General features: G+C 30.0%; 19 protein-coding genes. 8 read left to right on the top strand and 11 right to left on the bottom strand.

Annotation, left to right across the window (positions count from 1 at the left end):
* Nucleotides 1–85 precede the first annotated feature (85 nt).
* Nucleotides 86–1,411 carry a c-type cytochrome gene (locus ABI549_RS02710; RefSeq protein ID WP_348074913.1) on the bottom strand — a complete coding sequence of 442 codons (1,326 nt, stop codon included), beginning with the start codon at nucleotides 1,409–1,411 and terminating at the stop codon, nucleotides 86–88.
* Nucleotides 1,412–1,628: 217 nt separating this feature from the next.
* On the opposite strand from ABI549_RS02710, the gene ABI549_RS02705 reads away from it, so the two are divergent.
* Nucleotides 1,629–2,018 carry an SPOR domain-containing protein gene (locus tag ABI549_RS02705; RefSeq protein WP_348074912.1) on the top strand — a complete coding sequence of 130 codons (390 nt, stop codon included), beginning with the start codon at nucleotides 1,629–1,631 and terminating at the stop codon, nucleotides 2,016–2,018.
* An 89-nt stretch (nucleotides 2,019–2,107) separates the two neighbouring features.
* On the opposite strand, the gene ABI549_RS02700 is transcribed toward ABI549_RS02705, so the two are convergent.
* The 3 genes from ABI549_RS02700 to trmB are packed head-to-tail and all read right to left on the bottom strand — an operon-like array spanning nucleotide 2,108 to nucleotide 3,757.
* Nucleotides 2,108–2,437, bottom strand: a complete 330-nt coding sequence (locus ABI549_RS02700) for an MGMT family protein (RefSeq protein WP_348074911.1) — start codon at nucleotides 2,435–2,437, stop codon at nucleotides 2,108–2,110.
* Nucleotides 2,438–2,440: 3 nt separating this feature from the next.
* Nucleotides 2,441–3,082: a lysine transporter LysE gene (locus ABI549_RS02695; RefSeq protein ID WP_348074910.1), complete on the bottom strand. Its 642-nt coding sequence runs from the start codon at nucleotides 3,080–3,082 to the stop codon at nucleotides 2,441–2,443.
* Nucleotides 3,083–3,757: a tRNA (guanosine(46)-N7)-methyltransferase TrmB gene (trmB, locus tag ABI549_RS02690; RefSeq protein ID WP_348074909.1), complete on the bottom strand. Its 675-nt coding sequence runs from the start codon at nucleotides 3,755–3,757 to the stop codon at nucleotides 3,083–3,085.
* A 119-nt stretch (nucleotides 3,758–3,876) separates the two neighbouring features.
* Between trmB and ABI549_RS02685 the strand changes: the two genes are divergently transcribed.
* Nucleotides 3,877–4,701 (top strand): UDP-2,3-diacylglucosamine diphosphatase, encoded by an 825-nt coding sequence (locus tag ABI549_RS02685; RefSeq protein ID WP_348074908.1) that lies wholly within the window; start codon nucleotides 3,877–3,879, stop codon nucleotides 4,699–4,701.
* Entirely contained in the window at nucleotides 4,698–5,756 is a 1,059-nt protein-coding gene (locus ABI549_RS02680) for a glycosyltransferase (RefSeq protein WP_348074907.1), read from the top strand. Before ABI549_RS02685 ends, ABI549_RS02680 begins: the two co-directional genes overlap by 4 nt.
* A gap of 128 nt (nucleotides 5,757–5,884) precedes the next feature.
* Here the strand turns inward: ABI549_RS02680 and ABI549_RS02675 are convergent, their stop codons facing one another.
* The gene (locus ABI549_RS02675) at nucleotides 5,885–6,943 is read right to left on the bottom strand and encodes an ATP-binding protein (RefSeq protein WP_348074906.1); all 1,059 of its coding nucleotides are present in this window, start codon (nucleotides 6,941–6,943) and stop codon (nucleotides 5,885–5,887) included.
* Nucleotides 6,944–7,630 carry a response regulator transcription factor gene (locus ABI549_RS02670; protein ID WP_348074905.1) on the bottom strand — a complete coding sequence of 229 codons (687 nt, stop codon included), beginning with the start codon at nucleotides 7,628–7,630 and terminating at the stop codon, nucleotides 6,944–6,946.
* Nucleotides 7,631–7,810: 180 nt separating this feature from the next.
* On the opposite strand from ABI549_RS02670, the gene ABI549_RS02665 reads away from it, so the two are divergent.
* The 3 genes from ABI549_RS02665 to ABI549_RS02655 all read left to right on the top strand — a co-directional run bounded on the left by ABI549_RS02665 (nucleotide 7,811) and on the right by ABI549_RS02655 (nucleotide 12,614).
* Nucleotides 7,811–10,615 carry a carboxypeptidase-like regulatory domain-containing protein gene (locus tag ABI549_RS02665; protein WP_348074904.1) on the top strand — a complete coding sequence of 935 codons (2,805 nt, stop codon included), beginning with the start codon at nucleotides 7,811–7,813 and terminating at the stop codon, nucleotides 10,613–10,615.
* A gap of 194 nt (nucleotides 10,616–10,809) precedes the next feature.
* On the top strand, nucleotides 10,810–12,015 hold the full coding sequence (locus ABI549_RS02660) for a hypothetical protein (RefSeq protein ID WP_348074903.1): 1,206 nt from the start codon (nucleotides 10,810–10,812) through the stop codon (nucleotides 12,013–12,015).
* 251 nt (nucleotides 12,016–12,266) lie between these two features.
* Nucleotides 12,267–12,614, top strand: a complete 348-nt coding sequence (locus ABI549_RS02655) for a membrane-binding protein (protein ID WP_348074902.1) — start codon at nucleotides 12,267–12,269, stop codon at nucleotides 12,612–12,614.
* A gap of 43 nt (nucleotides 12,615–12,657) precedes the next feature.
* Here the strand turns inward: ABI549_RS02655 and ABI549_RS02650 are convergent, their stop codons facing one another.
* The 4 genes from ABI549_RS02650 to ABI549_RS02635 form a co-directional block, all read right to left on the bottom strand.
* Entirely contained in the window at nucleotides 12,658–15,240 is a 2,583-nt protein-coding gene (locus ABI549_RS02650; protein ID WP_348074901.1) for a CHAT domain-containing tetratricopeptide repeat protein, read from the bottom strand.
* A 10-nt stretch (nucleotides 15,241–15,250) separates the two neighbouring features.
* On the bottom strand, nucleotides 15,251–17,209 hold the full coding sequence (locus ABI549_RS02645; protein WP_348074900.1) for a PKD domain-containing protein: 1,959 nt from the start codon (nucleotides 17,207–17,209) through the stop codon (nucleotides 15,251–15,253).
* A 249-nt stretch (nucleotides 17,210–17,458) separates the two neighbouring features.
* Nucleotides 17,459–18,442 (bottom strand): hypothetical protein, encoded by a 984-nt coding sequence (locus ABI549_RS02640; RefSeq protein WP_348074899.1) that lies wholly within the window; start codon nucleotides 18,440–18,442, stop codon nucleotides 17,459–17,461.
* A gap of 90 nt (nucleotides 18,443–18,532) precedes the next feature.
* A complete protein-coding gene (locus ABI549_RS02635; RefSeq protein WP_348074898.1) occupies nucleotides 18,533–19,144 on the bottom strand; it encodes a hypothetical protein in 612 nt (203 codons plus the stop codon).
* A 102-nt stretch (nucleotides 19,145–19,246) separates the two neighbouring features.
* Here ABI549_RS02635 and ABI549_RS02630 point away from each other — a divergent pair, with 102 nt between their 5' ends.
* Nucleotides 19,247–19,858: a sigma-70 family RNA polymerase sigma factor gene (locus tag ABI549_RS02630; protein ID WP_348074897.1), complete on the top strand. Its 612-nt coding sequence runs from the start codon at nucleotides 19,247–19,249 to the stop codon at nucleotides 19,856–19,858.
* 3 nt (nucleotides 19,859–19,861) lie between these two features.
* Nucleotides 19,862–20,587 carry a tetratricopeptide repeat protein gene (locus ABI549_RS02625; RefSeq protein WP_348074896.1) on the top strand — a complete coding sequence of 242 codons (726 nt, stop codon included), beginning with the start codon at nucleotides 19,862–19,864 and terminating at the stop codon, nucleotides 20,585–20,587.
* 8 nt (nucleotides 20,588–20,595) lie between these two features.
* Here the strand turns inward: ABI549_RS02625 and ABI549_RS02620 are convergent, their stop codons facing one another.
* Nucleotides 20,596–23,013 (bottom strand): efflux RND transporter permease subunit, encoded by a 2,418-nt coding sequence (locus ABI549_RS02620; RefSeq protein ID WP_348074895.1) that lies wholly within the window; start codon nucleotides 23,011–23,013, stop codon nucleotides 20,596–20,598.
* Nucleotides 23,014–23,141: the final 128 nt, after the last annotated feature.

Here is a 23,141-nt window from a genome sequence, read left to right as displayed (position 1 = left end):
TATTTTCGTTTAGTTCTTCAACACTTTTCCAGTATTTTTTGTTTGATGACATATTGTATATAAAAATTAGCTTCTTAGTAATATATTAATAGTGACATTTACCACATTCTAAACCTCCCATTTGTGCTGCAGTCAATTTGTCTACACCATATTTTTTAGAAAGTTCTTCATGAATCTTTTTATAGTAATCGTTTCCTTCCACTTTTACATCCGTTGCACGGTGACAGTTTATACACCAACCCATTGTTAGCGGAGCAAATTGTCTTTGGATTTCGTAAGTTTGAACTGGTCCATGACATTTTTGACACTCAATACCAGCAACAGTTACGTGCTGTGAGTGATTGAAGTAAACGAAATCAGGTAAATTATGAATTCTAATCCATTTTACTGGTTTAGTTTTTCCTGTATATTTTTGAGTTGTTTTATCCCAACCTACAGCATCATACAACTTTTGAATCTCTCCAGTGTAATACTCTTTCGTGTACTCAACATAAGTAGAATCTTTATCCCCTTGAAATTCAGCAATATTTTTATGACAATTCATACAAACATTTAACGATGGAATTCCAGCGTTTTTACTTACACGAGCTGAAGAGTGACAGTACTTACAATCTATACCGTTATCTCCTGCGTGAATTTTGTGTGAATAATGTATTGGCTGAATTGGAGCATAATCTTTATCGACACCTACTTGCATTAAAAAACCATATACAAAGTAAGCACTAACCAAAATTAATAAAATCGTAGAAACAAGTACTAAAAATTGATTTCTAGCAAATGCTTTCCAGATAGGCAATGATTTTTCTTTTGCAGCTACCTCAATATTATTAGCTTTTGCAATTTTGTTTAAAACATTGTTTACCATAAACAACATAGCAACTAAAACCGCTAAAATACCAGCCAATAATCCTAGGATTAATTCATTAGACAAACCACCTTCTTTGGAAGCACCCTCCGCACCAAGAGTCGGCAATGGAGTTGTTGGCTTCTCAATGGTAGTATCAGTATATGCTAAAATATTGTCTATGTCAGCATTTGACAATTGAGGAAAAGCAGTCATTACCGCTTTATTGTTTTCATTAAAAAGCTTTACAGCATCTGCATCGCCAGAAGCAATTATAGCAGAACTATTTTTAATCCAACCGTAAAACCATGACTTATCATGTCTTCCAGTTACACCACGTAAAGCTGGTCCTGTCATTTTAGCATCTAACTTATGACAGGCAGCGCAATTTGAATTAAAAAGCGCTTTTCCTTGTACCGCGTCTCCTCCAGCAGCTGGAGCAGCCATTGTTGTAGTTGCAGCTGGAGCAGCAACTTGCGCAAGAGAACTTAAGGAAATGGACAATACCAACACTAAACTAAGCGTTATTATCCTTGAAATCGATTTATGGTTACCCACTTTTTTCATATATTAAATGATTAACATCTAAATTAGGCACTGATTTTGCTACGATTCTCGTAATAAATACAATTTGCCATTTAAAAAACTTCGACAAAAATACGACTTAAGAACTATTCTCAAAACCTTAAATATATCTTAATTATTAATTTATATTTATTCTAAATAATATTTTTCGAAATGTTTAATAAGTTAAAATGTATTTTTGCCTAAAAATATATTCATTATGAGAATCTTAAGTTTTAAAAAACACTTTTACAGCATTACTTTATTTTTATTTTTATCTTCAAATTGTTTTTCTCAAGAAGGAAAAACTTCTATTTCACAAGATTCTAAATTCGAACAACTATTAAATGAAAAAAGAAAAATAAATTCATCGATAACGATAAATGATCGATTTAAAATTCAAATTTTTACAGGAGAAAGTGAAACCAGTAAAAAAGCATTGATAGATTTTAGAAGAGACAACAAAAACACAGATGCTACGATTGTTTTTAGCACGCCTATATACAAAGTTTGGGTTGGAAATTATAAAACTAGAATAGAAGCTGAAAACAAACTTCAAACATTAAAAAAGAAATATCCAAATGCTTTTTTAGTTAAACCAAATAAGTAGAAAAAAATTAATTTTTATATATTATATGGTTTAGATTTTAACCATAATAAGGCATTTAAGAACATATAAACTTGTCTTTTGAATATTATTTATCCGTAAATTGGTTCCCAGAAAACCTTCTCAAAATCTTGAATCTGATTATCAATCACAACAATTCCTTCGTTTTCTAATAATTGTTGCATGAGATTTGTACCTTCAAAATGATGTTTTCCTGTAAGTAACCCTTTTCGATTTACAACCCTGTGAGCAGGAACATCTTCAAGATCATGAGACACATTCATAGCCCAACCGACCATTCTAGCAGAACGAGCAGTACCTAAAACTTTTGCAATAGCACCATAAGAAGTTACTTTCCCGTAAGGAATTTGTCTTGCAACAGCGTAAACTCGCTCGAAAAAATTATCACCAGCCTCTGACATAATCTAAAATTTAAAATAAAACTTTATAATGTGATATAAAGCCAAAACAGCAATAATTCCAGTAACTGAACCTATTATTGCATTCATATTTTTAACAAGGTAATCTGTTTTAGACTCGATTTTTTTAAAAAAATAAATATAGCCATAAAAAACAGCCAAAGAACCCAAAACCACTCCCACTACAAAACTATATATTGAAGTTGCATTGAAAGTGAAATAACCAAATGACGTTAAACTTATACTAGCAAAAACATAGTAAGGAATAGGTAAAAAGTTAATTGCAGAAATAAACATTCCTAGAAAAAATCGACTTTTTTTACTTTTTATTTTCAGTTCTTCTTGCTTCTTTTTTTTTGGTTTTTTTGCAATCAAAAAGAAGTAAATAGTTAGAATTGCAAAGACCCCAAAACCGATTTCTCGAAGTAAAACAATCACTTCCTGATGATCCGCAATATATCTAGCAAAAACTAAAGCAACGAGTGTTTGAAAAAAAACCACTACTAGGGCACCTGCTGTAAATAACAAAGCGCGATTTTTACCGTCTTGTGTGCTAATTTTAGCCGCAGTCATATTAATAATTCCGGGCGGAAAAACTCCTACTAAAGAAGTAATAAAACCTAAAAAAAATGGTGTAATAATGTTCATTTATTTAATCTTAAAACGAATATACGTAATAGATTTGTTTATTTCCAAATATTGTTTTTCGTAAAATGTCTGGATTTCAGTCACTTCCTCTGGCGCACCTTCGTTTGTATATACATTATGATTGGCGTATAAAACTTCGTGACCTTCGCCATGCAATAATCCTAAAGTATAACCATGCATAAACTCCGAATCTGTTTTTAGATTCATAATTCCATCAGGTTTTAGAATTTTTTTGTACAGTTGCAAAAATTCAGAATTGGTCATTCTGTGTTTTGTCCGTTTGTATTTTATTTGCGGATCTGGGAAAGTAATCCAAATTTCATCTACTTCATTTTCAGCAAAAATATGATTTATCAATTCTATTTGCGTACGAACAAAAGCGACATTATGTAGTCCAGTTTCTACCGCAGTTTTTGCGCCACGCCAAAAACGAGCGCCTTTTATATCTATACCTACAAAGTTTTTATTTGGGAATTTTGTAGCCAAACCAACAGAATATTCACCTTTTCCACAACCTAATTCTAAAACAATTGGATTGTTATTGTTAAAAAAATCTTGATTCCATTTTCCTTTTAATGCAAACGAATTCGAAACTACTTCTTCACGAGTTGGCTGAAAAACGTTACCAAACGTTTCATTTTCTCCAAATCTCTTCAACTTATTTTTACTTCCCACTTTTATCTAATATTTCAGCAAAAATAGGAAATATAAATCAATAGAAATAAACTTATGATAATGTTTCAGTAACGTTTGCGTTATCAAAAATTCTTGTCTTTGTATAAAATATTTTTATTTTGAAAAAAAGAAAACTAGACGTTGTTGTTATTTCCGATGTACATTTAGGAACTTTTGGCTGTCATGCAAAAGAATTATTAGAATATTTATCTTCCGTAAAACCCAAAATATTGATTCTAAATGGGGATATTATAGATATTTGGCAGTTTAGAAAATCGTATTTCCCCGCTAGTCATCTAAAAGTGATTAAAAAATTAATTTCCTTTAGTACAAAGGGCACAAAAGTGTATTATTTGACTGGAAATCACGATGAGTTTTTAAGAAAATTTACCGATCTTCATCTTGGAAACATCAATTTATTAAACAAATTAGTTCTTAATTTAGACGGGAAAAAGGCTTGGATTTTTCACGGTGATGTTTTTGATGCTTCTATAAATCATGCAAAATGGTTGGCAAAATTAGGCGGTTGGGGTTATGATTCTTTAATTCTAATTAATAGATTTTTAAATTGGTGTTTGGCAAGAATGAATAAAGAACCTTATTCGCTTTCTAAAAAAATTAAAGATAATGTAAAATCAGCAGTTAAGTTTATAACTAACTTTGAGAAAATTTGTATAGATTTAGCTATCGAAAAGAACTATGATTATGTAATCTGCGGACACATTCATGAACCAAAAATGGAACAAGTTGAAACCGAAAAAGGCAGCACAATATATTTGAATTCTGGCGATTGGATAGAAAACTTAACTGCATTAGAATACAATAATAAAAAATGGAAGATTTATAAACACACTCCAAACGAAGCGCTAAAAGAAGAAGAAATGCATTTTGAATATGAAAATGAACTTGCAGAACAATTTATCACGCTATTAAAAAAACAATGAGCAAAAACATTCTCGTCGCACCACTCAATTGGGGTTTAGGTCATGCCACACGATGCATTCCAATTATTAGAGCACTTCAAGAAAATGGCTACACTCCTATTTTAGCTTCTGATGGTGTTGCTTTAGAAATATTACGCAAAGAATTTCCACAACTTCAATCGATAGCATTGCCTTCCTATCATATTGAATATCCGAAAAACGGAATGTTTTTTAAACTAAAAATGGTAGCCAATAGCCCAAAAATGGTAGGCGCTATACTTTCGGAGAAAAAATTAATTAATAAAATTATAAAAGAATATAATATTTCTGGTATAATTTCAGACAACCGATTAGGTGTTCATAACAAGGAAATTCCATCTATTTTTATCACGCACCAACTTAATGTGATGACAGGAAATACTACTTGGCTCACCAGCAAAATGCATCAATATATTATAAAAAAATATGATAAATGTTGGGTTCCTGATGTAAATACCATTCCCAATCTTACTGGAGATTTAGGTCATTTGTCTCAAAAAATTAAAACCATAAAATATATTGGACCACTGAGTAGATTACACAAAAAATCATTAGAAAAAAAATATGACTTGATGGTTATTTTGTCTGGACCAGAACCTCAACGTACTTTTCTGGAAGAAAAATTAATCGTGGAATTAGAGAATTACGCTGGTAAAATTATTTTCATAAAAGGTAAAATCGAAGCAAAACAAATTGTTGAAACTAAGAATCAAATAACTTTTTATAATTACATGAATTCTGAGGAACTTGAAAATTCTTTTAACGAAAGCGAACTGATTTTGTGCCGATCTGGTTATACAACTGTAATGGATTTAGCACAACTAGAAAAAAAGGCTTTTTTTATACCTACGCCAGGGCAATATGAACAAGAATATTTAGCTAAAAAATATAAAGAAGAAGGTTTAGTACCTTATAGCACTCAAGATAAATTTACAGCAAAAGAATTATTACAAGTAGATTTATATAAAGGATTAAAAGATTTTAATACTAAAATAGATTGGAAATCTCTTTTTGAAATTTTAGATAAACAGAAATAAAAGAAACTGACTTTTATTGCTAAAAGCCAGTTTCGAATTGTAATTATACTAAAATCTAGACTCGGTTAATTAAGAATAAAGTGATGTAAATTTATTCTTAATCTTGCATTTTAAATAAAAGTTGACTTTTAGTTAAATGCTTTTTGAAGTGTAAATGAAAATTCAGATCCTACACGAAAATTACTGTCTACAAATATTTTTTCATTATGAGCTTCAATAATATGCTTTACGATAGCTAAACCAAGTCCAGAGCCACCTTCGGAACGAGCTCCGCTTTTATCTACCCTATAAAACCGTTCAAAAAGTCTAGAAATATTTTGTTTTTCTATGCCTTCACCGTTATCTTTTACGTTTATTAAAATTTTGTTATTAACAATCTCGTCGATACATATTTCTGTTGAGCCTCCTATTTTTCCATATTTTATCGAATTTTCAACAAGGTTTGTAACTACTTGCTGTATCTTTTCATGATTGCCTAAAACCATAATGGGTTTGTGGTATTTAGAATCGAAAGAAAGCATAATTTCTTTTTTATTAGCTTTCATTTCAAGTAAATCAAATACACCTTGAATCAGGCTTACTATATCAAAATTAGTCATTTCAATTTTTCCTTCTGATATTTCTAATTTTGCAATCGTATCTAAATCTTCAACAATATATATGAGTCGCTCTACTCCTTTTTCGGCACGTTCCAAATATTTTTTACGAATTACCTTATCTTTCATCGCGCCATCTAGTAAGGTCGAAATATAGCCTTGAACGGTAAACAATGGTGTTTTTAACTCGTGCGAAACATTTCCTAGAAATTCCCTTCTAAATTCTTCTCGATCATTTAGGGTTTCAATTTCTAGTTTTTTATCAGTGGCAAATCGTTGCATTTGACTAGTTATTTCAGTCAAATCAGTACTAATAGGTTGCTTTAAAAAGAAATTAGAATCTAAAAAAGAAACATCGTCATACAATTTTTTAACTCTTTGATAAATAAATTTTTCTGTACGATATTGCATCAAAAAAAGAGCAAAGACATAAATTGAAATACTAAAAATTGAAGCTACTAAAATTAGATTATTAACTTCTAATTTTATAAAAAAATAATCTAATACACAAAGGAATCCTGTTGCAAAAAAGGTTATGTATAATGCTGATATTACCGCAAATTTGTATGTTTTTTTGAAATTAAAATTCATTTACAATTCAAATTTATAACCTATTCCTTTGGTAGTTTTAAAATATTCGTCGCCTATTTTTTCTCTCAGTTTTCTTATATGAACATCAATAGTCCTTCCTCCAACTACCACTTCAGAACCCCAAACTTTATCTAGGATTTCTTCTCTCTTGAAAACTTTTCCAGGTTTTGATGCAAGCAAGTAAAACAATTCAAATTCTTTACGAGGCAAAATAATTTCGATACCATCTTTTATGACCTTATATTCTTCACGGTTTATCTCGATATCACCTATGGTTAACGTTTCGTTTTTTGGAGTTTCTTCTTCTTTAATTCTTCGCAACAAAGCCTTTACTTTACTAACCAATAGCTTAGGTTTTATGGGTTTGGCAATATAATCGTCAGCACCAGCATCAAATCCTGCCACTTGGGAATAATCTTCGTTTCTTGCAGTAAGAAAAGTAATAATCACATTGTCTAATTCAGGGACTTTTCTAATAATTTCACAGGCTTCCATACCATCCATTTCTGGCATCATGACATCCATAATAATAAGGTGTGGATTGTGTTTTTTAGCTTTCTGTACTGCTTCTTTTCCGTTTTCAGCGGTAAAAATTTGATATCCTTCTTGCGATAAATTATAACCTACAATTTCTAAGATATCTGGTTCATCATCGACAAGTAAAATTCTTATTTCTTTCTTTTTCATATTGAAAATTAGCTTTTTTATGATGTAAATGTAAATATATTTTAAACTAAAAAAATCAAGATTACATAAATTTAATCTCATAACATTTAATTAACACACATAAAACAAATTCTTAATATTTGCTTGACAACATCTTTACATACAAACATTTCCTTTGCAGAAATTTAAACACAACTACTAATGAAATTTAAATTATCAATTTTATTCTTATTTTTTACTTTATTATCATTCTCTCAAAACGGTACTGTTATGGGAATTTTATCTGATAAAGACCTTAAAGGAGAACCTCTACCATTTGCAAATATTACGATAAAAGGAACTACTTATAGTGCTACATCAGATATTGCTGGTAAATATGCTATCGAAATTCCGCAAGGGAATTATACTATAATTTTTAGTTTTTTAGGTTATGAATCTATAACAAAAACATTTACAATACAACCAAACGAAAAAGTAATTATAAATGAGACTCTTGGCTCGGGAAGTGTGACAATAGAAGATGTTGTTGTAAAAGCTACAATTAGTCGTGAAAAAGAAACTGCGTTGTTACTAGATCAAAAGAAAGCAACTGAAATTAAGCAGAGCATTGGATCACAAGAAATGTCAAGAAAAGGAATTAGCGATGTGGAAGCTGGTTTAACAAAAATTACTGGAATTAGCAAAGTAGAATCTCGTGGATTATTTGTTCGTGGATTAGAAGATCGCTACAATAATTTATTAATTAATGACTTGGCCGCTCCAACTAATAATCCATTTACAAAAATTATTCCTTTAGATTTATTCCCAACAGACATAGTAAGTATTATTGATGTTTATAAAACTTTTAATCCTAATATTTATGGAGATTTTGCAGGAGGAACTTTTAACATTCAAACTTCAAAAGGTTCAAAAAGTATCACAAAAATAAATATTGGTACAAACTTTACAACTAACAATAATTTAAATGATTTTTTAATCTCAGAAGATGCAGACAACACAAAAGGCTTTTTTGGATTTAATGGAAAAGACAGAGAACTGCCAAGTATTTTAGGAAGTGTGCCTCGTAGTTATACATTTACCACTGAAGATTCAAAAAAATATTTCAAAAGTGGTTTTAATGCTACTGAAACAAAGAGCCCCTTAAATTCAAGTATAAGTTTCTTACATTCAGAAAAATTTGATTTAAAAAATGACAAGAAATTCTCTTATTTACTTTCTTTAAATTTTGACAATAAATACGCTATAAAATCAGGATTAGAAAGAACTATAGATGATCAAACATTAGGATTCAAGTTTTTTAATAATTTTACCAGTACCGAATATTTATACAAAAACACAATAACGTCATTAATAGGTTTGAATTTTAATACCAACAGATTGAAGTTGACACTTAATACTTTTTATATTAAAACAAATGAAAATTCTATAAAAGACCAATTCGGAATCGCTAAAGCTAATACTGATGACCCAAACCATCTTATTAGAACAAATCAGTTAACTAAAACTGATTATCTAAATGCCCAATTACTTGGTGAATATGCTTTGGCTAAAGATAAGAGCCAAATTTTTAAAGGAGGAATATCTGCTGCAAACACAAAATTTTCGCAACCAGACAGAAAAGCTTTTGAAGGAACTGCACTAGATGGAAAAATTACAACCACTTATGGATCAACTAATTTCTTACGACAATACTTAACGATCGATGGAAATAAATTCTTTTCTGGATTAGGTGAATACAGTTTGAAATTTGGAAAAAAAGACAAGCAAAACAAACTAAGTGTCGGATATAACGGAAATATGTCTGAAATGGAAAGCTCATACCGTTTTATATCGTCACAATCTAGTATTGGTGGATTTACAACCAACTTAAACAATATTGATCCACAAATCAGTAATGATTTAAACGCAAACAACTTCTCTTTTGTTGAGAATTCAAATGCAAATTATAAAGTAAAACTTATCGAATTTACAAATGCTGGTTATGCTAATTTATTACTAAAATTTGGCAGTAAATGGGAAATAAACGGAGGTTTGAGAGTAGAACTTAATAATCGTCAAACAAAATACAGAGGTTTAGGAATACAAACTGCGCCATTCAAAAAAAGAAATTACGATAATTTATATTATTTGCCCTCTCTTAACATAAAATATGGCGTTACTGAAAAAGCAAATATCCGATTTGCTGCCAGTAAAACCTATACAAAACCAGTTGTAATGGAATCTTTTCCACTAACTTATTTGAATGCTGATGGCACTTCTATTCAAGGAAATACATTATTAAAGAACAGTGATAATTATAATGCTGATTTAAAATTTGAAATTTTTCCAACAGCTAAAGAACTATTTGCTTTTGGAGTCTTTACAAAATATCTAAAAAATCCTATTGAAAGAACTTATGTTTCAAACGCAACAACATCTACAATAACCACTTTTTTAAATTCTGATTCTGCAAATCTTTATGGAGCAGAAGCTGAATTTATAGTTGACTTAGAAAGAATAAACAAAAATTTATCAGATTTTTCTCTTGGCTTTAATGCTTCATTAATGTCAACTAAAGTCAAAGTTAGCCCTACATACGATTCACAAGATGAAAATGGAGATATAACTCACGACATTCCATCTATTGAAACACACAAAACTAGAGATTTACAAGGTGCTTCAAAATGGATTTTAAATTCAGATTTAAAATATCAATTTAATTTTGATAAAAATTGGAGTAATACAATCTCATTAGTTTATTCCGTTTTCTCAAAAAGAATTTATGCTGTAGGAACAAACAAACATGACAATACTTATGAATTACCATACCAGCAATTAGACTTTGTTTGGGGAAGTAAATTATCGGAACATTTTGATGTTAAATTCTCTGCAACTAATTTATTAGATACTTCTAGAAAACGTGAATTTGGTAATGAAGGAATTATCAAAATAGATGAAACCTCTTTGATAAACGATAGTTATAAAAAAGGAATTGGTTTTGGCTTAAATTTAGGTTATACCTTCTAAAGAAATATAAAATTATAGATATAAAAGCACTGAAATTTCAGTGCTTTTTTTATTGTTATTAAAAAATGACCGCATACACTTAACATTAGATTGATGTTTTAATTGATTTTAGATAACCATCATATAATATTTAGATAACTTTTGTAAAAGTATGTAGAAGTATTTTTGTCAAAACAATTAAAATCTACAACACAATGAAAAAATTAATTTTTAGCTTAAGCATAATAGCTTCAATCTTTACAGGTTGTACAAGTAGCGATGACGAGACAGCAACACCAATTACTACTCCTGCTTCAGGTACAATTACAGGTACAATTACAACAAATACTACTTACGCATACGGAAACTATTCTTTAGTTGGAATTGTAAAAATAAACTCTGGTGTAACAGTAACATTTGATGCTGGATCAACAATAACTTGTGACAGAACTGTTGCAACAGACAACGCTTTAGTTGTACTAAACGGAGGTAAATTAATCATAAACGGTACAGCTTCTAGTCCAGTTGTATTTACGGAAGTATCTAAAATTCCTGGAAAATGGGGTGGAATCATTATGTATGGTGATGCACCAATAAATGCAGCTGGTGGTGCTACAACATCAACTTCTGAAGATGGTAATAACATTGTATATGGCGGAACAAATCCTGCTCACAATGGAGGATCGTTGCATTATGCTCGTGTAGAGTATGCTGGATCACAAATAGCTTCAGGCGTAAAAGAAAATAATGGATTTACATTTTATTCTTGCGGATCTGGAACAACCTTAGATCACTTAGTATCATATAAAGGTGCTGATGATGGATATGAATTTTTTGGAGGAACAGTAAGTGCTACTAATTTAATATCTTACGGTAACTATGATGATGCATTCGACTGGCAAGATGGATGGCAAGGTCAAAATAATTCAAATTGGTATGGATACCAAACTGGAAAAGCAAACTACGGTATGGAAATAGAAGCTTCAAGCCAAAACAATACATATTATCCAGTTGTTTCAAACATCACTTTAAAAAGAGCCGCTGGATGTCGCTCTGAGATTGATAACAATGAAGTTGATGCTTTCCAATTCAAGAAAGAAGGAAATGGATTTTTTGATAATATTATAATAGATGGCTACCTTGGATTAACTACCACAGCAACACCAGCTGTTACTTATGATGGTGCTGTTGTTAGAATTGAAGATACTACTACAAATACAAATCAAGTAAACGGATCTAAAATTAAAGTTACGAATGTTAAGGTAACTAATACTAACATTTTAACTCCAATTGGAAGATCTGCTGCTATATCTGTATCTTTCCCAGTTGCAAATTGGTCAACTAATGCATCAGCAACAGGATGCAGCTCATTAGTTGGTGGAGCTTGGTCAACAGTTGACGGTGTAAACTTAATTCAATAAAACATATTTTCTGCAAATTTGCAAAAATAGAAATATCCTTTTATTGATAATAAAAATGGCGGTTGCAAGAAATTCTTGCAACCGTTTTATTTTGTAAAAAAGTAATAAAAAAATAATTCCAAAAAGGTTAGAAACAACTTGCAATGTTAAATTTTATCTAATGTTACTAAATTGTTAAGTAAAAGTTTTTTTATTGTAAAATAATTTATATATTTGATTATATAATTGTTTAACAATAAAAACCCAAAGCTATGAAAAAGTATATAATGTTAACTGTTTTGATGTTGTCAGGAGTTATTTTTGCTCAACCTATTGAACCAAAATATGAAATCGAAGGAAATCTAGTTAAGGTCACTTATTATCATGATAATGGTCAAATAAAACAAACAGGTTTTTACAAAGATGGAAAAGTTCAAGGAAAATGGGTTTCATTTACTGAGATTGGAGAAAAACTATCACAAGGTGAATATAACCAAGGTGTAAAAACTGGTAAATGGTTTTTTTGGAATCAAAATACATTAAACGAAGTTGATTACTCTAATAATCAAATCGCTGAAGTAAAAAAATGGTCTAAAGAATCATTAGTTCAAAGGAACTAATAGCTAATTTTATACAACATATAGATTTTTATTCTTTACTAACTCACATATTAAAGTTCAATTTTTTTCTATATAAAAACCAGAATAAAAAAACAATCAATATTCCAACCACTGAAATCCAAATCCAGTAATTTGTTGTATTTACATTTTCTAAAGTGCCATAATAAATCATAGCGCTCCAATAATAAGGGGATTTTTTAGCATTTGAAATAGATTTATCCTTTAGGAAATCTAATTTTGCTTGCTGGTTAGATCCAAAATAAGAATTCCCTTTTTTTATGTTTTTATAAAATTTATCCATAAAAAGAGAAGTCGTATAATCATTTACTTTCCATAACGAAAATAATATATTTTGAGATCCTGCAAACTGGAAGCCTCTTGCGACACTCATCGCTCCTTCAGATTTATATAGTTTTCCCAAACCCGTTTCGCAAGCGCTAAGCACAACTAAATTAGGGTTAATATTTAAATTATATAACTCAGAATACAATATCTCCTGATCATAAAATCGTATACTTGCAGGTTCATCAACATTACCAGACGATGCATGTGTTGAAAGATGAAGGATAGAAAAATGTGATGCATTAGCCTTAAAATTTTTAAATGTAGCCTCACTTTTTTCTAAATATTTACCTTCAAAACCGTTTTTTAGATTCTCTAATTCCTTTTTCGAAAAAGACAACTCTAAATTTGAGTTTTCAAAAATTGGAAAAACACCTAAAATAGTTTCTTTTGGATATTGAAATGGTTTCTCATCTAAGTAAAATGAAACCGAATTGTTATACCCAATAACAAAATCATTGAGCAAATAATGCATTTTAGCAAAATTTGTGGTAGTACTTTTTTCTGTTATCATTGCTTCAAAAGGAAAGAAATTTAGAATTCCGTCAGGAATAATTATTAGGTTTTTGTCTTCTGATTTTTGTGGTAATTTCAGATATTTATAAACCTGATTTCCCAAATTATTATAACCGCTAACATCATTTGTTATTGCGTTTGCATCACTAAAATAAGTAATAAACCTTCTAATCGAAGAATTAGATTGGTTTGCATTCTCTATTTTTTGAAGTTTTATTTTATGATTTTGCAAAGTAAACGAATACATGTTTTCTGCACCTGAAAAATAAGAAATTAGAATCGCTTTGTCTTTATCCAATTTTTGAAACAGACTTATCAAATTTATATTTTCCTTCGATGAATTTCTATATTTAGACTTAATAGATTTTAACAAAAGCATCAATTCATTCTGCTTTTTTATAGCAAAATTTATTTTTGAAATATCTGCCAATCCTAGTTTTTGTTGTTCTCTTACAATTGTATTATTCCAATTTTGAAGTTGTTCTAAAATAACTTTTTCTTCTTTGGAAATGGTTTTACCTTGACTAATGTAATTTTTTAAAACAATCGATTTCGTTTTTTCAGACAACAAAAAAGCTTTTTCTACATAACTGCCATTTTTTTCTTTTTGATACAAATAATCATAAATCTCAATACATTTTTCGGCTCGACTTCTAATTCTTGTTTGAGATATAATTTTAGAATTCTCATACACTAATAATGACTGAAACAAATCTTCTATGTAAAAAGAAAGCATATAACTCTCTAATGCTGTTTTAGGCTTATTTTCTTTTAGTAAGATTACAGCTTGTAGGTCTAAAACATCTAGTAAAAGAGTTTCGGCATAAAGTGATTTCTGGTTGGGTAAAATATTTTTGCTATTATAATTGGGAATTAAAACTTTATAAACTTCATTAATAGAAAGTTTTGCATCATTAATCCTATTTTGTTCAAAAAACAACAATGCCTTTTCATAAAAAAGTTTGGCTATTTTTCGAGGTTCTTGATTTTTAGTTTTTATGAATTCGGATTGGGCTTTTTCAAAATAAGAATTAGCTAATACAAAGTTTTTTTCTTGACTGTAAATTTGAGATAAATTCCTAAAGGCATTCGATAAATTTTGCGATTGTAATTTATTCCCACTTAATAACTTTATTGATGTTTCTAAAGCCTTTTTAGCTTTCTCATTATTTTTAGTTATTAGATAATTTGTTCCTAGATTATTTAATAACATTCCTTTTTGGCTTGGTGTTAGCTTTTCTGTTTTAAGTGTTTTTTCTATTAATATAATGGCTAAATCACTTTTTCCAGAACTTTGGTATACATTAGATAAATTAAGGATTGCGCTGATTTTTTGTTGCTGATTTTCATCGATATTTGCAATGAAGAAGTATTGTTTTATCGTGTTTTCCGCACTATCATAGTCGCCAATAATGGTATAGAGATTTCCTAAAGGTTTCAAACAATATTCAGTAATATCATAATTAGAAAGCTTATTTTTCTGGTATAGTTGCCAAGCTTTTTCGTATGTTGAAATAGCTTTATTGGTCAAACTAAATTGATTCTCGAAATATGCTTTATTACAGTTTAATATTACTAAAGCTAGAAATTCAGGTTTTGTTTTTGCGTTAAAAAAGTTTTCTTCAATTTCTAGTTTCCTTAAATTTTCAGCATTTGGATTTGCTACAAAAACATCGACAGCATTATAAATTTTATCTTCTAAAGTAACCTGAGAAACTTGAGAAAAAGCCATTTGAGTAAATAAAAAAAGAAGGTGAAAAAATCTCATTTAGATGTGTTTAGAATTTCCAAATTCCATAAAATTGTAAATAGTTAAAATTTTTCTCGAGACTTAAATTATATCTAACACCTAAACTTGGACCTATTCTAGAAAAACCAGCTGTAAAATCTAATAAAACTCCCGATTTATAATTAGAAAAAGATTGTTTTCCCTCAGTTATTTTGTTGTTTTCTTTAAGTAAAACATTGGTATTAGCCCCTTCATAAAGCTTAACATTTGTTAGTAAACTTTGTTTCTCAGAAATATTTATTCCATTTTGTATTCCCACTCCAAAACCAAAATAATTATTAATATTATACTTTATTAAAACTGGTATTTCCATGACTAAATTATCAAAACTTGTCGTTAATGTTGTTTGTTGGAGTTGTAATACAGTACCATTAGGATTTACTAGTTCATTGTTTTTCAATGATTTAGAATCGTATTTATGAAAATTATTTTGCCATTCGATTTGCCAATACCAACGATAGGATTTGTAAGGCGAAATTGTAGCGGCAACAAAATAACTCTTAGAGTTTTCTAAATTTGTAAATAAATTATATCCAGTTTTTGCTCCAATAGAAATACCTGGCAAAAATCTTGTTGTTGCATAATTTGTAATTACAGGTTCGTTTTTATCGAAAATAATAGCAGTTTTACTTCGGGTATTTTGCTTATGAAAATCTTTATTAAAACTCATCGTATATTTTACAAAACCTTTTGTACTATCTTTTTCTGTCACATTTTTTTGTGTACTTCCTGGAAGATAAACATTCTTGAAAGTAAAATATATTTGTTTCTGCTTGATAATAGTGTCTAAACAACTATAATTCACTTCATTTCCTTTTGGACAAATAGGACATTTTGGATAGGAATCAACAATTTGTAATGTTTTTTTGTCAAACATATCAGGAATATCGGTTTCCAATCGAATCGTTCTCGCTGGACCTTCTCCATCATTTTGAAAACGCGTTTTAAAATTTATCTTTTTAAATCTCACCAACCTATAGTTCATAAATGCTGCATTACTAGACATTTTATTTGGATCATGAGAAGTTACAATTTCCATTTCGAGTGTTTTCGTTTTATGATTTTTGTAATTTCTGTCAGGGACATAAACACCTCGCATTTTTACAGTTGCCGAAGTATCTTTGATCATTTCTGGAGTTGTTTTGAATGTGAAAAATAGGTTACGAGTTTCATTAGCATTCATATTATCAAACTCTAAAATTTTTACATTTCTAAATAATGTTTTAGATTCTAACAATGTCAAATCTAGGTTTTCTTCTATTAAAAATGAATTTATAAATGTTGGTATTGAAATTGTAGAAGCTACATTCTCATAAGAATTATTGATTTCGTCCGAACAAGCAAAACCGTCTTCTATTACTTCTTTTTCTCCAAAATGGGTTCTGGTTTCTAGCAATTCGAAATTATTATTTTTAAATTCCTTATCGTTATAAAAGAAATATAATTTTCCGTTAGTTACATAATTTAAGGGATTTTTGTAACTAACAACAATAACCATTTCTTCTTCTGGAACTGGTTCGCGATTATTGAATATTTTATATTGTGTGGTATCTTGTAATGAAGCAATTTCAGAAAATTCTGTATTGCTTATGTCATTTACTACAACTGTTCTAGGTCGAGTTTTGGGTGGCTTTCCGTTGTCATAATTATTCGTAACTGAAAGGTTTACCTTATACTCTCCTTTTTTTTTGTAAACATGTTTGGGCGTTACTTCTTTGCTATAATTTCCGTCTCCCATTTCCCATAAATAGGAATAGCTTGCTTTTGGCGCACCAGCTATTTGTATTAGCGGCGGTGTTTCAGGCTTTAGAGATACTTGATTTCCGTTCTTGTCGTATCCAATAGTTGCTCTACGAGTTATAGTATCTTTTACTTTTGTTTGTCCTTTAGCGAGTTCAGGAAAACAAAAAAATAGTATAAGAATGGTGATTGATAGAAACTGTTTCATAATAACTCATTTTTTTCAGCCCTAATTACTTCACTTATATCTCTATTACCAAAGGAGTTCAGTGAACTTCGTTTGAAGTGAAAATCCTTTTTTGAGGTTTTTCTCCGAAAAAAAGATTGCAACGCATTGCTTCGCCAGTTCGCACTTTCAGGCTCGTGTGCAGGAAATAGCATCAAATTATTTATAAATGTAAGAAAAAGTGACAGAGAAACCATCACTTTTTCTAAATTAACCAAGCAAACTAAACTTTTATTGTATTGCATTTATGGCCGCAATCATTTGGGCTTCAGTTCCTACCGTTGTTTCGGCAAGTGAGAATGAATAAACGGCTCCTGCTGTTGTAGTTACTGCTTTTATACCGTATCTCCATTGTCCGCTTTCTTCGGTTACAAAAATGACATGACATAATAACCCAATCGGAATTTGACCATAATGTTCGCTAAACTGATGTGTTGTTGCATTGTATGTATCAAATTTTGCTAATTGATTTTGACCTTCACCATCTACAGATAAGTAAATAGAGCTATTTGTATTATCATATCCTGCCGGAACAGTAGCTAGTATTTGAGTTTTTGGTCTAGGGTCGTTATAAAAACGGTCTATATTTGTCCAACCGAAGTTTCCAAAAGACATATTGTAACTATTTTGATTGAATCCCACAGCTCCACCTTGAACTCCTGTTGCTGCTCCTGCATCTCTTTTCCAAACTAAATTATCGGCATCTGTTGTATCTCCTGTCCAAAACATCATTGTGTTATCTAGAGGGTCTCCTGATAGGCTATTTGGTACATTTAGCTGTATCGATGACAGTGTTGCTAATTGTACTCCACCTTGTGTTGCATTTATGTAAAATTCTCCACCCGAAATTAGAATTCCTTTATCACCACTTGGCATAACTCCCATTGTCGGTTTGTTTGTTACTAACATAGTTCCTTTGTCGAAAAGTTCTATAAACTTTATATCGAAACTTCCTGTTACAGGATTACCATTTTTTGTAAGATTGTTTCCGTTTAGAGTTATTGTAACTCCTTTTGCCGATGTTAATGTAATAACTCCTGTTCCTGCCGTTGCAGTAAAAGATTGTGTTTGATGTTGCAAAGCTGTTTCTCTAATTCCTTGAAATTCTTGAGATGATGGTGGTAATTCTTGAATAGGTTCATCATCATTCTTACTACAACTTATTAATGACGCTGTTGCTAATACTGCTAGTGAAATGTTTTTAAAATTTTTCATGATTTCTAATGTTTTAATATTGTTATTATTTGTTTGTATAGTTATATCAATTATGGTTTGATATTGTTACCTCTTTTTTAAATTATTTTTTTATTGAAATACAATGTCTATACAAGGAATTCCGTAATTAGGTACTGGACCTCCACTTCCATAAAAATTAGAAGCCGTAATAGTCAATACACCATTAGTAGCAGGATATTGGTTTGGACCAGCGTTTTTTCTGCAAATTCTACCTATTGTGTTTCCAATGTTTCCAAGATAGTTATTAGCATTTCGTCTAATTGTGTAGCTATTTCCAGCAACAAGAGGCGTTGGCGTAATAGGTTGATAATCGGTCGAGGCAGAATTAAAGACAATGTTTCCAGAATAAACCATAGTACTAGTTGTATTATTATAAATCTCCATCGTGTAAGGAATACTACTCGCAAAAAGAGTTGCGTTCCCTTGATATCCAAGTGTACAAACAGTTTTATTTGTACTAACTGTAAAAGTATATTCGTGAGTAACTAAATCCATTGTGAGATAATTATCATAAAGAGCATTGCTTGCTAGAGTTGCAGCATACAAGTTTTGAAAATCTGTTCCTACCGTATTACAAGCCGAAGGAGGAGGAAGTGGCAATGGTGGATTACTTGGTGAGCAACTTGCTAATGTAATGGCTAATAAAGCTAATGTTCCTACTTTTTTAATTTCTAATTTCATGATTTCTAGTTTTTGATGTTGTTATTCATCGTTTATATATTCATATCAACAGAGTATTTATTTTGTTACCTTTTTTTTTATTATTTTCGAAAAAAGTTTTTTATGCCAAACAACACTATTACTCCGTCTGGTTCTCTTTCAGGTTCTAGCCATGAGGATCAGCTTTATGTTGACGGCCTTGCCAATAACAATTCAGTTGTAATTCAATCTATATATAAAAAATTTACGCCTAAAGTAATTTACTATATCAAAACAAATTCTGGAGATGAAGATCGTGCCCAAGATGTCATTCAAGATGTACTGATTACAATTTATAATCAAGCAAAAACTAAAGGATTACAACTCACATGTCCTTTTGATGCTTATTTTTTCTTATTGTGTAAAAGGCGTTGGCTTAACGAAATAAAAAAAGCTACAAATAAAGAGGTAACAATAAGTGATGATAGTGTATATAAAGATGAATCGACAGCAGAAATGGCAAACCAAACTGAAATTTTTGAAGAGAAACAATCATTATTTGAAGAAATGTTTGGAAAATTAGGAGAAAAATGCCAAGAAGTACTCAAGCTAAGTTTTGTAACAAAAACAATGGAAGAAGTAGCGCAAAAGCTAAATGTTACCTATGGCTATGTGCGCAAGAAAAAATCACTTTGCACAGGACAACTTACAGAAATGATTCAGCAATCAAATAAATACAAATCATTAAAATCCTAAATCATGAACGAAGAATTATACCTGTCATTTGAAAATTATCTTAGTAACGAATTTTCATCGGAAGAGATAATAATATTTGAAAATCGACTTCAAAATGATATAGATTTTAAAGAAAAATTTGAAACCTACAAAGAATCAAATCGGTTTTTAAAAATTAAATTTTCGCCAGAAACAGTTGCATTCAAAGAAAACTTGAAGGCGATTGCTAAAGAATCATTAGTAGAAAATAAATCTAAAAAAGGTAAAACAATTCAATTAAGAACTTATATATATGCTATTGCAGCAGTTTTTGTTTTATTTTTTGGTTTACACCTTTTTCAAAATGACAATCCGGAATATGGAGATTTTAATAAACATGAAGAAGCTCATTTTACAGAACGCGGTGATCTTGTTAAATCACTAAAGCTAGCACAAGATGCTTTTAACAAAAAAGACTATAAAAAAGCAATTATTAATTTTGAGTTGGTTATAAAAGAATATCCAAGACCAGAAATTAAATATTTTTATGCCATTTCATTACTTGAAGAAAATCGATTTGCAGATTCTGAAATAGTTTTAAATGACATTATAAATGGGAAATCTATTTATAAAAATACTGCAACTTGGTATTTAGCATTATCTAAACTTAAACAAAAAGATTATAAGTCTTGTAAAGCAATCTTACTAACAATTCCTTCAGATTATGAAGATTATACTCAAGTTGAAAAGCTATTAAAATCCTTAGATTAGGTGAAAATTTACTTTTTTCTTTCTAACTCATCAATTTCTTCATCGGTATGTTCCAAAACATCGATTCTAGGTTTTATGAATTCTTGTTCGTTTGCTAATCGTTTATTTAATGTTAGAACTAAAGCTGGTAGTAACATCAAGTTAGACAACATTCCGAATCCTAAAGTCATGGCGATTAATCCACCTAATGCAATTGTTCCTCCAAAACTAGATAGCATAAAAACTGAAAAACCAGAAAATAATACGACTGAAGTATAAAACATACTAACACCAGCTTCTTTTAAAGTAGCATAAACTGATTTTTTTATTTTCCAGTTGTGATGGTTTAATTCTTGACGGTATTGTGCCAAAAAGTGTATTGTGTCATCTACAGAAAGTCCAAAAGCGATACTAAATACTAATATTGTTGATGGTTTTAATGGAATTCCAAAATATCCCATTAAACCAGCAGTGATTACTAGAGGTAAAATATTTGGAATTAACGAAACTACTACCATTTTGAAAGAGCGAAACATAAAAACCATTAACATGGCGATAAGGAAAATGGCAAAAAGTAAAGAAGTAACCAAATTGTCTAATAAATATTTCGTTCCTTTTTCAAATACAGATGCTTTTCCGGTAATGTGTACTGTAAATCTATCTGGAGGAAAAACCTGATTTATTTTCTTCCAAAGTTTGTTTTCAATTTTGGCCATATTTCCTGTGCCAATATCTCTCATAAAAGTAGTTATTCGAGCCGTTTGACCACCTTTGTCAACATAGCTTTTCATGATATCTTTTTTGTTTCCTTTAAAAGTATTTTTGGCATAACTCGCTATAAATGCTTGCTCTTGCGAGGAAGGCAATTCGTAATATTCTGGATTTCCGTTGTAATAGGCTTGTTTGGAATATTTAACCAAATTTAAAATAGAAATGGGTTTGGATAGTTCTGGAATTTCTTCGATTGTTTTTTGAAGCTCATCCATTTTTCGCAAGGTAGAAAGTTTTAAAACCCCTTGTTTTCTTTTGGTGTCAATGGTTATTTCTAAAGGCATCACTCCATCAAATTCTTTTTCGAAGAAAACAATGTCTCTAAAAAAATCAGTCTTTTTAGGCATGTCTTCAATTAAACTTCCAGAGGTTTTTATTTGTAAAGCGCCAAAAGTACTTACGAAAAACAAAGTTATGGACACAATATAGATTTGTGTTCTTTTATACTTAACCGTTTTTTCAATCCATGACATGAAAGCACGAGTATAATTTCGGTTTAAATGTTCTAAATGTTTGGGTTGAGGAGCTGGTTGATAACTATAGAAAATAGGAATGATACTCAAACACAAGAAGAATAATGCGATGATACTAATAGAAGAAATGATACCAAATTCTTTTAAAATTTCACTATTGGTAATAATAAATGTAGCAAATCCAGCAGCTGTCGTTAGATTTGTCATTAAAGTTGCTGTTCCTACTTTTGTAATAACGCGTTGCAAAGCACGTCCTTTGTTGCCATGATTTTGATATTCTTGTTGGTATTTATTGGTGAGAAAAATACAATTTGGGATTCCAATAATAATAACCAAAGAAGGAATTACGGCGGTTAAAACTGTGATTTGATAATTTAATAATCCCAATAACCCAAAAGTCCACATCACGCCAATAATTACAATCAATACTGATATTAATGTGGCTCGAAGTGATCTGAAAAAGAAAAAGAAAATTAATGATGTTATAAATAATGCTGCGCCAACAAATAAACCAATTTCGTCAACAATACTTTGTGCATTCAAGGTTCTAATGTAAGGCATTCCAGAAACACGAAGATCAACTCCTGTTTCTTTTTCGAAAGCTTTTATTTTAGGGATAAACTTATCTAAAACATATTCTTTTCGGATAATGGTATTTACAATTTTTTTATCTAAATATATGGCTGAACGAATAGACCCGCTTTTTTTGTTATAAAGCAATCCTTCGTAAAAAGGCATTTTTTGAAATAATTCATTTTTTATATCCCGCAGGTATTTTTTATCTAACGTTTGTAATGGATTAATGAAAGGAACCAGTTCAAACGATTTTCTAGTTTCGTTTTTTTGAAGCTTTTTTAAATCATTTACAGAAACAACGAGCTCTACTTCTTTGTCGTTTTGTAATTCGGTCATTAATTTATTCCAAGCCTTAAATACTTTTGGAGTAAAAAAAGTTGTGTCTTTTACGCCAACAACAATAAGATTTCCTTCTTCGCCAAATTTATCAAGAAAGGCTTTGTATTCAATGTTAACTGGATGATCATCAGGCAAGAGATTCGCTTCTGAATGAGTAAATTTGATGTTTTTCCATTGCATAGCAAACAGAACAGTAATAATTACAATTCCTGATAAAAAAACAATTCTATTTCTGAGGATTACTCTGGCAATAAACTCCCAAAATCCTATACTTAACATTTTTTTCATAAAGCTTAAAAAAGAATGCAAAGGTAATTAAAAGCACTAAAATTTAGTTAAATAAAACAAAACTTTTATTTAGATCATTATCTAACAATAAATTTACATGATTAATCTAATTTATGTTTTTATTTGTA

It is taken from the genome of Flavobacterium sp. (assembly GCF_039932285.1).
Taxonomy (GTDB): domain Bacteria; phylum Bacteroidota; class Bacteroidia; order Flavobacteriales; family Flavobacteriaceae; genus Flavobacterium.
This window is presented reverse-complemented; position numbering and strand designations above follow the sequence as displayed.